A 15,561-nucleotide genomic window follows, 5' to 3' on the forward strand; every position below is an offset into this window, starting at 1 on the left:
CCGCAATACACAGAATTTATGCTGACCGCATAAATTTGCGCTGTATGTCACGGGATATTCTAAATGAGCAGTACTAAAAATGTGATGAGGAAAGGAAATGAACAAATGAAGATAGGATTTGACAACGACAAGTATCTGAAAATGCAGTCCGAACATATTCGGGAACGTATTAACCAGTTTGGAAACAAACTTTATCTGGAATTTGGCGGCAAGCTTTTTGATGACTACCATGCTTCCAGAGTTCTTCCGGGATTTGAGCCGGACAGCAAACTGCGTATGCTGATGCAGCTTTCTGATCAGGCAGAGATCGTTATTGTAATCAGCGCTGCTGATATTGATAAAAATAAAGTCAGAGGTGACCTGGGTATCACTTATGATGAAGATGTACTCCGCCTTATGGAAGTATTTACCGAGCGCGGACTCTATGTCGGAAGTGTCTGCATCACCCAGTATTCCGGACAGGAAAGCGCAGATGCGTTTAAGAAACGTCTGGAGAAGCTTGGAATCAAAGTATACGTGCTTTATCTGATCCCGGGTTATCCGAATAATACTTCCTTTATTGTAAGTGATGAGGGATATGGCAAGAACGATTATATCGAAACAACAAGACCACTGGTTGTCATCACTGCTCCAGGACCCGGAAGCGGAAAAATGGCCACCTGCCTTTCTCAGCTTTACCATGAATACAAGCGCGGTGTCAAGGCAGGATATGCCAAATTTGAAACTTTCCCAATCTGGAATATCCCGCTGAAGCATCCGGTAAATCTGGCATATGAAGCAGCTACTGCTGACTTAAATGATGTGAACATGATCGACCCGTTCCATCTGGAAGCATATGGTGAGACTACTATTAACTACAACCGTGACGTTGAAGTTTTCCCTGTTCTTCAGGCTATGTTTGAAAAAATCATGGGCGAGTGCCCTTACAAATCTCCCACAGATATGGGCGTTAATATGGCCGGTAACTGCATCGTTGATGATGAAGTCTGCAAGGAAGCTGCACGTCAGGAGATCATCCGCAGATATTATAAGAGCATGGAAGCTCTGGTTCGCGGAACAGGCCGCGAAGAAGAAGTTTATAAGATTGAGCTTCTGCTGAAACAGGCTCATGTGACCATCGAAGAACGCAAGGTGGTTCCTGCAGCACTGAAACGTGAAGAAGAAACAGGTGCACCTGCTGCTGCCATGGAACTTCCTGACGGACGTATTGTTACAGGTAAGACCTCTGAACTTCTTGGTGCATCTTCAGCACTGCTTCTGAATGCACTGAAAGAACTGGCAGGAATCGATCATGACAAACATGTTATCTCTCCGGAAGCATTAAAACCGATCCAGGCGCTCAAGACAGAATACCTTGGAAGCAAAAATCCAAGACTTCACTCTGATGAAACTCTGATCGCGCTTTCCATCAGTGCCGCAGATAATGAAGATGCGAAGCTAGCCCTGCAGCAGATTCCGAAATTAAAAGGCTGCCAGGTTCATACTTCCGTACTTCTGTCTCAGGTGGATATCCTGGAGTTCCGTAAGCTGGGTGTTGAACTTACCTGTGAGCCGAAATCTGAGCATTCTAAGAAACTGCAGAAATAATTTCTGAAATGGTTTTCAAATAGCAGCAGAAAACTCTGAAAATCCACAATATCTATATAATGATACAAGAAAGAATCCTGCCTGAACATATGACAGTTTCATATGAACAGGCAGGAATTTTTTATTTCTCTATAATCTCAATCGCTCTGTCCGGATAATTGGTAATGACTGCTTCTGCACCTGCGTCTTTTACCAGCTGGATGTGTTCTGGTTTGTTGGCAGTCCATACGTGCATTTTCAGTCCGGCACGTTTGACTTCTTCTATGAACTGTGGGTATTTCAGGTGATAAACTGCAGGATGTACGGCGTTGATTCCGAGATTTTTGGCGTACATGGCTGGATTTACCCATCCGTCACTGAAAAGGATTCCGGTCTGTACATGGTCATTCAGCTGTTTTAACTGTAACAGGCTGTAATGGTTAAAGGAGGAATAGATCAGCTGGTCTTCCATGTTCATTTCTTTTACCAGTTTCAGGATTTTCCCTTCCATTCCCGGATAGAAGCAGATGCTGTTCTTTAGTTCGATGTTTACCATCATATCTGTGGTGCGCATGAGCTCCAGTACTTCTGCCAGAGTTGGAATGTGATAAATTCCCGATGGTTCTGCGGGTGTACTGACTTTTAATTCTTTCAATTGAGCCAGTGTCATATCTTTGATCAGTCCGGTTCCGTCTGTGACACGGTCTACGTTTTCGTCGTGCATAACGATGAGTTCGCCGTCTGCGGAAGTATGTACATCCAGTTCGATTCCATCTGCGCCCTGTCTGATGGCAAGTTCAAATGCTTCCAGAGTGTTCTCCGGTCTGTATCCGCTGGCACCCCTGTGTGCCCATACTTTTGTTGTTCTCTTTGTTGTTTCTGTCATTTCTATATGCCTCTCTTATATAAAATTCATTTACAATACTCCCCCAATAATATATTTCACCTTTTCCATCTCCGCTTTTTTGCAAAATACCCGGACAGCCAGGCTGTCATATTGTGGAAATTACCGTAAATCTTCATAAACAGGGAACCGCATACGCAGCCCCCTGTCCTCATTTAAGTATAAATATTTTTCCTGTGAATGATTATAACACTTCTCAATGTACTGTTATCAATATTTTTATTCATTCAGCAGGTTATAATCTTCGATGGATTTGTTCATATCAGAAGCCATTTTGCTCACCGCATCCTCTGCAGATTCTTTTCCGTTGAGCATATTCTCAATCTCTGTTTCTACAATCGCACGTGCTTCCGGGAATACACTGAGAAGTGCACCTGCATATTCCGGTGCAGAATCATGAAGCTGGTCAATGGCTGTCTGGAACTGTGGGTATTTTGCAATGTTGTCTTTGAATACCTGCTCGTCATGTGCTGCTGTTGTTACAGGGAAGTATCCTGTCTGTGCATTCCAGTATGCCTGTGATTCCGCAGATACCAGATATTTTACAAATTCCCATGTAGCTGCTTTCTTTGCATCATCCTGGTTGTCAAGCATCCAGAGAGAAGCACCACCGATGGATACACCACCTTTATCATCATCTGTAATGGATGGGAAGTATGCGGTACCTACTTCAAAGGAACCGTTTACATCCTGCAGAATCTGTTTCAGGGACGCTGTGGAACCTAATGTCATAGCTGCTTTTCCGGAAGAGAAATCTGCAAGTCCAGAATCTCCGCCTCTTCCTACGTTTGGTGCATAGCCTGCGTCATAAAGTTTCTTCCACTCATTAAGAATATTCAGTGCACCTCCGTTTTCATCGAATGCAACCTTTGTAGCTGCTGCCTCACGTCCGTTTCCGTTATCTACATATGGCAGACCCTGTTTGCACATAAACTCTTCGAAAAACCATCCATAGATTCCCATGGATAATGCTTCTCCCGCACCGCCTTTGTTTACGAGGTCATCTGCAACCTCTGCGATTCCCTCAAGGCTTGTAGGTACCTCTGTCACACCTGCTTTGTCAAACATATCCTTGTTGTAATAAAGAATCGGTGTAGAGGAGTTAAATGGCATGGAATATAATTTATCATCTACTGTATAATAAGCTGTGATATTTGGTTCCAGATCAGATACATCATATCCTTCGCTGTCAATCATGTCCTGCATTGGGATCACCCATCCGGAATCGATCATGAAACGGGTTCCGATATCATAAATCTGCACCAGATCAGCTCCCATATTTCCAAGCTGGGCACTTTTTAACTTATTGATCTCATCGTCATATTCTCCCTGATACTGAGAATCCACTTTAATTCCATATTCATTTTCTTCATTAAATTTATTTACCAGATAGTCCAGTGCTTCCCCGTTGACACCGCCCATTGCGTGCCAGAATGAAATCGTTGTTCCCTCCGGAATGTCTGCCTTTTTCTCTGCTGCCATGCAGGTAGTTGGAAGAATTGCGCTGAATACTGTTGCTGCTGTTAATAATACTGCGAGTTTACGCTTCATAACTTACCTCTTTCTTTTCATGTTGTTTGTTTTTGTTTTCTCTATTTCTCAGCCTTTTACGGCACCTGAGAACATACCTCTGATCAGCTGCTTCTGTCCTGCAATGAATATGGAAATGGACGGAAGGATAATCAGTACTACGCCTGCGATCATCAATGTAATAGACTGGGAGTCTACGCTGTCCAGCATACCGATACCGATCTGTACAGTACGCATCTTGTCTGATCCTGTCACAAGTAATGGCCACATGTACATATTCCATGCATTAATAAATGTGTACACTGCCATAGCTCCCATTGCTGATTTTGTCAGCGGCATCAGAATCTGCCAGATAAATCGCAGATTGGAGCAGCCGTCAATCTTCGCTGATTCATACAGCGAAATCGGAAATGTAAGATAAAACTGTCTGAACAGAAAGATTCCCATTGCAGATGTGAGATAGGGCACGATCAGTACCTGATAGGAATCCAGCCAGTTCCATCCGCTGACTGTCAGGTAATTGGAAATAATCGTTGCCTCTCCCGGAATCATCATAGTTGCCATCACCAGCATAAACAGCACATTTTTTCCTTTGAAGTCCAGGAAGGAAAAGGAAAATGCTGCCAGTGAACAGGAAATGATCTGTCCGAAAGTGATGAGACCTGCTACCAGGAAAGAGTTTACTACAAAACGAACCAGTGGAACCTTCTGCAGTGCCTGTCGGAAATTCTCCAATGTCGGATGTTTGGGCAGGATATTCATATCCAGAGTAAAAAGTTCACCGGATGGCATAAATGCAATACTTACTGCATATAAAAGAGGCAGAAGAACAATTAATGCCACGACAATATTTAAGACAATGTGTCCGGCAGTTCTGGCCGCTCTTTTATATTTCTGCTGCGCCAGCATTTTTGCTTTTACTTCCTGAAACCTCTGGCGTTCCAGATCCATCTGTTTTTCTTTTTCAGCAGTGATGCTGCCTAACTGTGACATTAATATTTCACTCCTTTTTTCTCAATTTTAAACATTACCAGAGTAAGTACCAGCACGATCAGGAAAAGTACCACTGACTGGGCTGCTGCACTTCCGAAACGATAGTTAAAGAAGGCATCTCTGTAAATGGAATACACGATCAGGTTTGTGGATTCTCCGGGACCACCCTGTGTCAGAATCTTGACCTGTCCGAATGACTGGAATGCCTGAATGATGTTTACCACTAATGTGTAGAACATCATTGGTGCCAGTCCCGGAAGTGTCAGGCGGTAGAATTTCTGGAATGAACTTGCGCCGTCTACGGAAGCTCGTTCATAAATAGTTTCATCAATGTTACTTAATCCTGCTGAAAAATACAGGAAGTTGATTCCACTGTTAAGCCATGCAGTAAGAACTGCTACGCAGATCAGTGCGTATTTCGGATCACTGACCCAGTTGATATCCAGATGAAAAATCTTATTGATGATTCCTACGGATGGATGAAGCATGATCTTGAAGATCATTGCTGCTGAACTGGATGCGATTGCCATTGGCAGTGCATATGCAGTACTGAAAAAACGGATTCCCGGAAATGTTTTGTTGCAGAGGACTGCTGTTGTAAGTCCCAGGATCATACTGACTGCAACTACGATCACAACAAAGATCAGGGTAACTGCCAGACTGTTCCAGAATGAGGATGACTGTAATAATTCTTTGTAGTTGCCAAGTCCTACGAATAGTTTTGCCTGTCCCATCTTATTCGTTTTAAAAAGACTTAAGTATAAAGTCTTAAAAAACGGGTAGAATAAGAAGATTCCAAAGATCAAAAAGCTTGGAAACAGGTATGCGTAGGCACCTGTGTTTTTTAACTTCTTCATGTATTGAACACCTTTCCTGTTTTTATGAGTTTTATATTGAACTTTTGAACAATATCATTGCTTATGAAAACATCCCTTTTCTCAGAGTGATATTCTCCTGAGTTTCCAGATCAAATGCTGAAATGTATGCCATGTCGATCCAGAGTGTTACTTTATCGCCTTTATCAAGCAGACTGTCACCGGAAACTTTTGCACAGCAGTCCTGACCATCGTGATTGAAATGAAGAATTACTTCTGCCCCAAGCAGTTCTCTGGCTGTGACTGTGACTTCCATTTTCCACTCTCCTCTGGTATCTGCTTCTGCGGGTTTTTCCAGAAAATGTTCCGGACGGATTCCGAGTTCAATGTTTCTTCCAACATAGCCCTGACGTTTCAGGATTTTCCATAAGAAATCCGGGATTGGGATGTCTCCGTCGTTCTCTGTACGGAATGTAGGGATTCCTACCTTTTCCATTGCCAGACCTTTGATAAAGTTCATAGATGGAGAACCGATGAATCCTGCAACAAAGCGATTTACTGGGTAAGCATACAGGTTCTGCGGAGTATCTGCCTGCTGTACTGCTCCCTGATTCATCACTACGATCCTGTCTCCCAGAGTCATTGCTTCTGTCTGATCATGAGTGACGTAAATAATGGTGTTCCCAAGTGCTTTGTGAATACCTGCAAGTTCTACTCTCATCTGGGTACGAAGTTTGGCATCCAGATTGGATAATGGCTCATCCATAAGAAGTACTTTCGGCTCACGGATGATAGCATTTCCGATGGCTACTCGCTGACGCTGACCACCTGAAAGATTCTTTGGTCTTTGTTTCAGCAGATTTTCCAGTCCCAGAAGTTCTGCTACATGATGAACCTTTTTATCAATCTCTTTTTTCGGTACTTTTCTTACCTGCAAAGAGAAAGCAATGTTATCGTAAATATTCATCTGTGGATAGAGAGCATAGCTCTGGAAAACCATTGCAAGGTCGCGCTCTTTTGGTTCCAGATAGTTGACCAGTTTGTCTCCGATCCATAATTCACCGTCGCTGATATCTTCCAGTCCTGCGATCATTCGAAGTGTGGTTGACTTTCCGCATCCGGACGGACCAACGAAAACTACCAGTTCTCCTTTTTCTATTTCAAGATTAAAATTCTTTACTGCCTGAAAGCCGTTTTCATAGCTTTTGCAGATGTCTCTTAATATGATTTCCGACATTTGATTTCCTTTCCTCTCCTGCTTTTACGATTAATATTTTTCACTGATATTTTTTTGTCGGGCTGCTTTGGCAATACCTTTTCAGTTATCTTTATGAAAAATATCCGGCAAGCTTCCCCAGTGACTGGCACCGGAAACCATTTTTCCATTCTTCTACACTGGCTTCGCCTGTAAGCACCAGACAACTGTCAATGCCTGCCCGTTTCCCGCATTCCATATCTGTATAGATTCTGTCACCGATAAGCAGGGTCTGTTTCGGAGTGCATCCTGTTTCTTCCAGACAGGCATATACCATTCCGGGTGCAGGTTTGCCGATATATTCCGGTTCTCTGCCAACAGATGCCGTAATCATCCGGCAGATGGAACCGCAGTCCGGTATCATTCCGAAATCAATAGGGCAACGCAGATCCGGATTTGTTGCAAACCAGGGAACTTTTGTCTCTGTGAGCTGTTTACAGACCTGAACCAGTTTCTCATAGGTAAGCTCTGTATCATAAGCGCAAAGTACGCAGTCTACATCATCTCCTGCCTGATCTGTGATGTTCAGACCTGCTTTTCGCAGTTCGCTGCAGTAGGTTTCGGTAGCTGCTACCAGGATTTTTTCGTTTCCGTAATATTTCTTCATGAAATCTCTGGCGTAGGTTCCTGCAGTGATAAATTCCTCTTCCGTAGTTTCAATTCCCCAGTCATGAAACTGCTCTACATAATCACTGGCTGCTTTAGACGAGTTGTTTGTCAGAAAACGGAAAATTCCACCGTTTTCTTTTACTGTCTGAAGAAAGTCTGCTGCACCCGGAAGAAGTTCACTTCCCAGAGCAACAGTTCCGTCAATATCCAGAAGGAACAGTTTTTTTTCTTTTATCATTGATGCAAGATTGTTCTGCATATTATTGATATTTCTCTCCTCTTTTTTAACTATATTGCTTTTTATTGTCATTGCACTGTCCACCGACTTTTTGCATTTGACACTGGAGTGTGTTTGAAAAATGCAGATTGCGGGAATGATTTTTCAAATACGCTCTGGCATTATTATAAAAACTTTTTGACATCACCAACAATCTTATTTTTGGCAAATAAATGTTAAATGCGCATAAAAAAATCACGACTGTTCGCCGTGATTTTTTTACATTTTGATTTTATTGCTGTTGTCTTAATTATCTGTTTCTACCTTATTCATGCATTGGAAATGAGTTTTTTCTCATTTTACTTGAATTTTACTTTACAGAGATTCCGGTCTTTCCACCTCATAGCTGGACCAGTCATCGACTGTAGTAGATGCAGATGTATCTGCGCTGTCCTGATAGGAGCCTACTGTGATTGTGTAGTCACTGTCACCCTCTACATAAGTTGTTCCGTCTGTACCTACGATGGAGACTGTTTTGCCGTCTGCATCTGTGATGGTTCCTGCGTTTGACAGGGATGTGATGATGCTGTCGCCGGTTACTGTCCATGTAGAATCTTTGTCAATTACTACGTTACAATATCCGTCTCCACCGTTTCCTGCGTTGGATTCGTCATTGACAAACGCACCTTCCAGTGTGCTGCCGTTGGTCATATAGAAATCAAGGTCACTGATGGAATCCCAGATTACATTCCCTTTCATATCCTGGCTGTCTGCTGTGAAGTTGCAGTCAGATCCGTTGGCACCGCTCTGGCCCCATCCACGCTGGTTGTTGTTTCCTGTGCACTGCAGGAAGAATTCATTGTCATCATTGTATGTGATGTCTACGTCCTTTAATGTGATAGTACATTCTGTATTTGTTGTATAGAATAAGCCACCATTCTTGGATGTGATCGTTCCACCATCCATCTGGAATGTGCTGTTACCTACTTCAGAATCACCTGACATACTCTGATATAGAATGACTGTCCATGTGGTATCATTCTGATCATCATCACTCATATTTCCAGTCAGGTTGCTGTTGTAGAGTCTCAGAGAGTTTAATCCCTCGATGCAGACTGCTTCTGAACCATTTGCTGTCAGTTCTGCATTGTTGACTGCAATATCTGCTGTACAGTAAACCGCAGGAGAGCCTACCCCGTTAGATGTATAAGTACCGCCGTCCACTACCATTGTTCCGCCGCCTCTGTCACTGCGGATTGCCGCGGAGGATTCGCCATTTGTCTCTACATTCAGATCCCAGGCATAGAGCTTGCCGCCACCTGCTGCGTGGATTCCGCCTGAAGTATCCTGCTGTGTGGTGATATCTGTATCTGCTGCATATACAGTTCCGTCACCGTATGCAAAGAGTCCTGCACCGCCTTTGCTGTCTGTGGTTACTGTACTGCCTTTAACATATGCAGTTCCGTCTGTGGCAAGAACTGCTGCACCTACACCATAGAAGCTGGAGTTATCACCGCCCTGGCTGTCGGAAGATGTTCTTGAGATTGCGTCATTGCTGAAGGTAACCTCTGCACCATTGGAAACAAGTGCTGCATTTTCGTCTGTTCCTGTAGATTCCAGAGAGGTATCGGAGACTGTTTCATCTTCGCTGTATTCATTTGCTGCATCGTAGCTGTCTACACCGGAAGCCTGGCCGCCAGGACCACCCTGTCCGCCGCCCATATCCATGGACTGGACTGTGATGGTTGCTGCGTTTCCGTCGTCATCTAATGTGATAGCTACTACGTCTCCCTCTTTGATGTCATCTAATGTAATCTCCTCGGTCTGACCTGCACTATCTGGTGCCTGACCGTTACTATCCGGGGCTTCTCCGTCTGGTTTCTCCGGCGCCTCTCCACCAGGTGCTCCCTGACCACCGCCCATGGACTGTTTCGTAATCACTGTGCTGTCTGTAACTGTGATTTCCTGTTCTTCGCCTGTCAGATTTAACATGGATGGTGCTTCTCCGTCCGGAGCTCCCTGACCATCACCGTTACCATCTGGCGCTTCGCCTTTGTCTGTGTTATCTGCGGATGCGTCATCCGTTGATTCAGTATCTTCTGTTTCTTCATCTGTATCTGATGACTCGTCTGTGCTGGCATCGTCTGTTTTTTCACTGTCTGCATCTTTAGAACCTTTGGCATCGCCATCTGCCTTTGCATCATCTCCATCCGGTTTCTCCGGCGCTTCGCTATTTTCGCCACCCTGGGGCTGTTCACCAGGCTGGCTCATTTCTTTTCTGGTTCCTACTGCAATGGTGATTTTTCCATCTTCTACAGATTTTACTTCTCCGAGAATTTCATTTTCGTTTGTTTCTTCTTTGCTGTCGTCTGCTTTCTCGTCAGATGCTTCTGCTGTATCTTCTGTGGTGTCATCTGCATCCTGAGTACTTTCTGTTTTGCTATCCGCCGCAAACGCAGTTGCCGTAGAGCCCACAGACGTTGCTGTTATCATAACTCCCATGAGCATTGCCAGATGTTTATATTTCATAATAATACCTCTCTGTTCTTTATATTTTGAATTTTCTCTGTTTCTTTTGTTTTTGTTGATGGTATTACTATATCTGACAAATGTGTTTGATCTATGGTCTGTCTGCGAAAAAAATGTGTTCTCCTATAAATGATACATTTCAGATTTGCGGTGTTTTAATAATGGAAGCTGTTCTCTGATCTGGTCTTCCCGGTCCAGATCTATTTCTTCTATTAAAATACCCTCTTTCTCACCCAACTGTTTCATAACCTTTCCCCATGGATCTGTTACAATAGAATGTCCCCAGGAAATATATCCTGCCTGTGTATCTCTGGCAGGAGCACATCCAAGCATGTAGATCTGATTGTCAAGGGCTCTTGCACGAAAAGTCAGTTCCCAGTGTGCCGGACCTGTGGTCATATTAAATGCTGCCGGGACGAAAATCATCCTTGCACCGTCCAGTACCATTGTGCGGGCAAACTCCGGGAAGCGGATGTCGTAGCAGATCATGACACCCATTTTCCCAAATTCAGTAGCAAACACGGTAGCATGATCTCCCGAAGTCAGAGTATCAGATTCCTTGAAGTGCTGGCCATTTTTTACATTGATATCAAAGAGATGAGCTTTTCTGTGCTTACCAATCTGTTTTCCATCTCTGTCAAAAATATAAGAAGTGTTGTAAACCTTTCCCACATCATCTGCTTCCGGCATGGAACCTGCGATCAGATAAATATGATACTTTCTGGCATAATCAGACATTGCCTGCCAGGATGGACCACCTTCTTTTTCTGCATAAACAGGAAAATTTTCAGTCTGATACGGACAGCAGAACATCTCCGGAAGGATTACAAAGTCCGGATTTTCTGCCTTTATTTTTTCTATATAAGTGCCGGCAGTACGGATATTTTGTATTTTATCTTTTACTGTGGGCATCTGAATTGCTGCTACTTTCATGTGTATCCTCTCCTGTTTTAATGACATGGTTTTCAATCTATCTATTATAGCGATAAAAAATGCAGTGGCAATTATGTTAGATAAAGTTAACACTTGACTACAAATCTTAAACTTTTAACTTAGGTCAAATGGCTCAGTAAAAAAATTGGCTAAGAATACTAAAATTCCAAATCAAGTCAACAGCTCACCCAAAAAGAGTTGACTGTGAATACTAAAACCATAAATCAAGTCAATGACTTACCCGAAATGAGTTGACTATGAATACTAAAACCATAAATCAAGTCAATGACTTACCTGAAATGAATTGACTATGAATACTAAAACCATAAATCAAGTCAATGACTTACCCGAAATGAATTGACTCTGAATACTAAAACCATAAATCAAGTCAATAACTTACCTGAAATGAATTGACTCTGAATACTAAAACCATAAATCAAGTCAATGACTTACCCGAAATGAGTTGACTCTGAATACTAAAACTCTAAATCAAGTCAATAACTTACCCGAAAAACTCAGTCATAAGTAGGATTATAATTTAACAACATCCCCCACGCATGAACATTCCTTCCATGTGTGGGGGATATTGATTTTCCGCAGGTAAGTTGCTAAATGCACCTGCATTCAGTTGATTTAATTAATTATTCTTCATAACCATTCGGGTTATTGGACTGCCATCTCCAGGAGTCTGCACACATTTCTTTAATACCGTTTTCGGCTTTCCATCCCAGTTCTCTCTCTGCTTTGGAAGCATCGGAATAGCAGGTTGCAATATCGCCTGGACGACGTGGCTTGATCACATATGGAATTTTAACACCTGTAGCAGCTTCAAAATTCTTCACAATATCAAGAACACTGTAACCTTTTCCTGTACCAAGGTTGTAGATACTTAATCCGGAATTATCTTCGATTTTCTTAAGAGCTTTTACATGTCCTTTTGCAAGGTCAACTACGTGAATGTAATCTCTCACACCAGTTCCGTCCGGAGTATCATAATCATTTCCGAATACCCCAAGTTCTTTCAGTTTACCTACTGCAACCTGTGTGATATATGGCATCAGGTTGTTCGGGATTCCGTTTGGATTCTCTCCGATAGTTCCGCTCTTGTGAGCACCGATCGGGTTAAAGTAACGGAGAAGAACTACGTTCCATTCCGGATCTGCTTTCTGAATGTCTGTCAGGATCTGCTCAAGCATGGATTTTGTCCATCCGTATGGGTTTGTGCACTGTCCTTTCGGGCACTCTTCTGTGATCGGGATGATTGCCGGATCTCCGTATACAGTTGCAGATGAAGAGAAGATAATGTTCTTTACATTATGTTTTCTCATAACATCTACCAGTGTTAAGGTTCCTGCAATGTTATTTTCGTAATATTCCCAAGGTTTGGCAACAGATTCCCCTACTGCTTTCAGACCTGCGAAATGAATACAGGAATCAATATCTTCTTTATCAAAAATTTCATTTAAAGCATCGCGGTCCAGGATGTCTGCTTTGTAGAATTTCACTGGTTTGCCTGTGATCTTGGAAACTCTTTCCAGAGATTTCTCACTTGCATTGCTTAAGTTATCCAGAACTACAACATCATATCCTGCGTTCTGCAATTCTACAACTGTATGGCTTCCAATATAGCCTGCTCCACCTGTAACTAAAATTGCCATAATAATTCCTCCTAACCTGTCTTCCTGCTACAATACCTGTTTTTTGCAATTTCTGTTTTTTTCTCTTTCAACAATACCTATATTAGTTCACAGTATCAGAAATATCCTTGATAATTCTGAGTGTAATCTATAAAATTCTGCGGATATCCTGTTTCACATCTGCAAAATTTACCTCTGTATTTTACAGCACCCTATATTCAGAACTGTAAAATACCGTTTCCTGGCACATCATGTATTGTAGAAAATCCTGCGAAAATATGATTTTTCTCATATCCCCGCAGGATAATTCTATCCGAATCAGTTCATAAACACAAGTCTTTATGGACATGTACATTTTTTTATACCTGTTTATACTTATTTACAATCTCTTTCATCCGGGAAAGTTTTTCTTCCATGTCTTTCACCAGTTTGAACTGTGTTCTGCAACGATCCAGATTATGTCCCTCTCTGTGAATCTTGAAATAATGATCTCCCTCCAGATAGTCTGTGAGGAAACGCATTCCACATTCAAAGGTCATAAGGATTGCTCCCATGGGAAGCATATCCAGTTCTGTCTCAGTCAGTGCACCGCCACAACCTTCAATGAAACCTTTGACATAAACTTCATACAAGTGAAGATCGCAGGACACCTTCGTCAGGTCTTTCTCATCCTCTGCTCCGGTACTTGCGCCAAAGCGGATAGAATCACCGAAATCATTTACGGAAAGCCCCGGCATTACAGTATCAAGATCAATCACACAGATGGCTTTTCCCGTTGCATTATCAATCATAATGTTATTCAGCTTGGTATCATTATGTGTAACACGCAACGGCAGCTTTCCCTGATCCTGCATATCGCACAGGACATGTGCCAGTTCTGTGCGGTCCTGCACAAACTGAATCTCTTTTTCCACATCTGCTGCTCTGTGACATATATCTTTTTCCACAGCAGTTTTAAACTTATCCAGCCTGTCCACCGTATTATGAAAATTTACGATAGTCTCATGAAGAGTTTCTGCCGGATAGTCTGCAAGCAGCCTCTGGAAATGCCCGAAAGCAACTGCACTCTGGTAAAAATCTTCCTCATCTTTTACCATATCATAGCATGTTGCATTTTCAATGAATAAATATACTCTCCAGTATTCCCCGTCCTCATCTACATAATAAGGAAGTCCATCCTTTGTCATCACAAGATTCAGAGTCTCTCTCTCCACATCTCCACCGTTTTCCTGGATCTTTTTCTTCAGCCAGGCAGTAACACCGCTGACATTCTCCATCAGTTCCACAGGTTTGGTAAAAATACTCCTGTTCATTTTCTGAAGAATATAATGTTTGCCTGTACCGTAAGTCAGTCGGTAAGTATCATTGATATGTCCGCTTCCATAAGGAACACATTCTGTCAGATTATCTTCCAGAACAAATGCACTGGTGATATTCTTTATTTCCCGGTTAATTTCCACTCAATTATTCCTCCCATAATTTCTGTGGATACAGCCCTCCATCTTTTAAATTCTGAATGGCAGCTACTACCACAGGTTTATCTTCTTTGTAGGTTACACCATACCATTTATCCATAGATTTCAGAACTTTTACAGTTGCTCTCTTCTCACCGAGAAGTTCATCTACTACAAATGGCAGGAAATATTCGCATTTCAGCGGGTTTACTTTCAGATTCTCATCCAGGAATTTAGGGAATCTGTCTTTCAGCTCTTTTAGGATACTTGCGGAAAATCCCCACATATTCATGGATACTGTACTGCCTTCCGGAAGCATAGTCCATGTTTTTCCATCGTCTTCTGTATAAGCTGTGCCGCCGTCATGCTTTTCGATATGGGTACGCTCGTTGATCTTAAGAAGATGTCCTTCTTCATCTGTAACGCACACACCTCTTGCCACATGGCCATTCTCTGTCAAAGTATTTTCCAGTTTATAGCCGACCATCATATATCTGTAAGTATCTGCGGTATCTTCGTTCTCTGTCAGGAAATCATATGCCATCTTAAATGCATGGCTTCCATAATAGTCATCTGCATTGATTACAACGAATGGTCCGTCGATTTCATTGATACAGCTTAATACGGCATGTCCGGTTCCCCATGGTTTCACACGTCCTTCCGGTACTTCATAGCCTTCCGGAATATTGTGAAGATTCTGGAAAACATATGATACTTCCAGCTGATTGCTGAGGCGGTCACCGATGGCGCTTCTGAAGTCTGCCTCATTTTCTTTTTTGATAATAAATACTACTTTCCGGAATCCGGCCTGTACTGCATCATAAATGGAGAAATCCATGATGATGTGTCCCTCTTTGTCCACCGGATCGATCTGTTTCAGACCGCCGTAACGGCTTCCCATACCTGCTGCCATAACTACTAATACTGGTTTCTTCATAATTTTTTTCCTCTTTTCTTTAAATGTTTTTCGTTACTCTCAGATTACCTGGTAACTTTTTACATTCATCTTATCATACTATGATTTCGAGGTCAAAACGTGTTACATAATACCTTTCACAATCGCAAACGTTACTGTTCACTCCGTTCACAGTAACGTAGCCAAAATTCATTCCAGATTGC

At 42.5% G+C, this 15,561-nt stretch carries 12 protein-coding genes; 1 reads left to right on the top strand and 11 read right to left on the bottom strand.

Annotated elements, in window-relative coordinates:
- Positions 1-105: 105 nt before the first annotated feature.
- Entirely contained in the window at positions 106-1,587 is a 1,482-nt protein-coding gene (locus tag LJE11_RS14775) for a DUF1846 domain-containing protein (RefSeq protein ID WP_022379917.1), read from the top strand.
- Between the two features lie 121 nt (positions 1,588-1,708).
- On the opposite strand, the gene LJE11_RS14780 is transcribed toward LJE11_RS14775, so the two are convergent.
- The 11 genes from LJE11_RS14780 to LJE11_RS14830 all read right to left on the bottom strand — a co-directional run bounded on the left by LJE11_RS14780 (position 1,709) and on the right by LJE11_RS14830 (position 15,379).
- Complete coding sequence (locus tag LJE11_RS14780; RefSeq protein ID WP_025580173.1) at positions 1,709-2,452, bottom strand: glycerophosphodiester phosphodiesterase; 744 nt, start codon at positions 2,450-2,452, stop codon at positions 1,709-1,711.
- Positions 2,453-2,689: 237 nt separating this feature from the next.
- Positions 2,690-4,021, bottom strand: a complete 1,332-nt coding sequence (locus LJE11_RS14785; RefSeq protein WP_022379915.1) for an ABC transporter substrate-binding protein — start codon at positions 4,019-4,021, stop codon at positions 2,690-2,692.
- A gap of 48 nt (positions 4,022-4,069) precedes the next feature.
- Positions 4,070-4,993 carry a carbohydrate ABC transporter permease gene (locus LJE11_RS14790; RefSeq protein WP_022379914.1) on the bottom strand — a complete coding sequence of 308 codons (924 nt, stop codon included), beginning with the start codon at positions 4,991-4,993 and terminating at the stop codon, positions 4,070-4,072.
- The gene (locus LJE11_RS14795; RefSeq protein ID WP_022379913.1) at positions 4,993-5,850 is read right to left on the bottom strand and encodes a carbohydrate ABC transporter permease; all 858 of its coding nucleotides are present in this window, start codon (positions 5,848-5,850) and stop codon (positions 4,993-4,995) included. The genes LJE11_RS14790 and LJE11_RS14795 overlap by 1 nt, the downstream gene beginning before the upstream one ends.
- 61 nt (positions 5,851-5,911) lie before the next feature.
- Positions 5,912-7,045, bottom strand: a complete 1,134-nt coding sequence (locus tag LJE11_RS14800) for an ABC transporter ATP-binding protein (protein ID WP_055153285.1) — start codon at positions 7,043-7,045, stop codon at positions 5,912-5,914.
- Between the two features lie 91 nt (positions 7,046-7,136).
- Positions 7,137-7,931 (bottom strand): HAD-IIA family hydrolase, encoded by a 795-nt coding sequence (locus LJE11_RS14805; RefSeq protein WP_055153287.1) that lies wholly within the window; start codon positions 7,929-7,931, stop codon positions 7,137-7,139.
- Positions 7,932-8,264: 333 nt separating this feature from the next.
- On the bottom strand, positions 8,265-10,418 hold the full coding sequence (locus LJE11_RS14810) for a hypothetical protein (protein WP_182465155.1): 2,154 nt from the start codon (positions 10,416-10,418) through the stop codon (positions 8,265-8,267).
- A gap of 123 nt (positions 10,419-10,541) precedes the next feature.
- On the bottom strand, positions 10,542-11,351 hold the full coding sequence (locus LJE11_RS14815) for a carbon-nitrogen hydrolase family protein (protein ID WP_118409295.1): 810 nt from the start codon (positions 11,349-11,351) through the stop codon (positions 10,542-10,544).
- A gap of 641 nt (positions 11,352-11,992) precedes the next feature.
- Complete coding sequence (galE, locus tag LJE11_RS14820; protein WP_022380560.1) at positions 11,993-13,009, bottom strand: UDP-glucose 4-epimerase GalE; 1,017 nt, start codon at positions 13,007-13,009, stop codon at positions 11,993-11,995.
- A gap of 338 nt (positions 13,010-13,347) precedes the next feature.
- On the bottom strand, positions 13,348-14,448 hold the full coding sequence (locus LJE11_RS14825) for a phosphotransferase enzyme family protein (protein ID WP_173679498.1): 1,101 nt from the start codon (positions 14,446-14,448) through the stop codon (positions 13,348-13,350).
- Positions 14,449-14,452: 4 nt separating this feature from the next.
- On the bottom strand, positions 14,453-15,379 hold the full coding sequence (locus LJE11_RS14830; RefSeq protein WP_118409296.1) for a nucleotidyltransferase family protein: 927 nt from the start codon (positions 15,377-15,379) through the stop codon (positions 14,453-14,455).
- Positions 15,380-15,561 lie beyond the last annotated feature (182 nt).

Source organism: Blautia sp. DFI.1.216 (genome assembly GCF_020594215.1).
Classification (GTDB): Bacteria; Bacillota; Clostridia; order Lachnospirales; family Lachnospiraceae; genus Blautia_A; species Blautia_A wexlerae.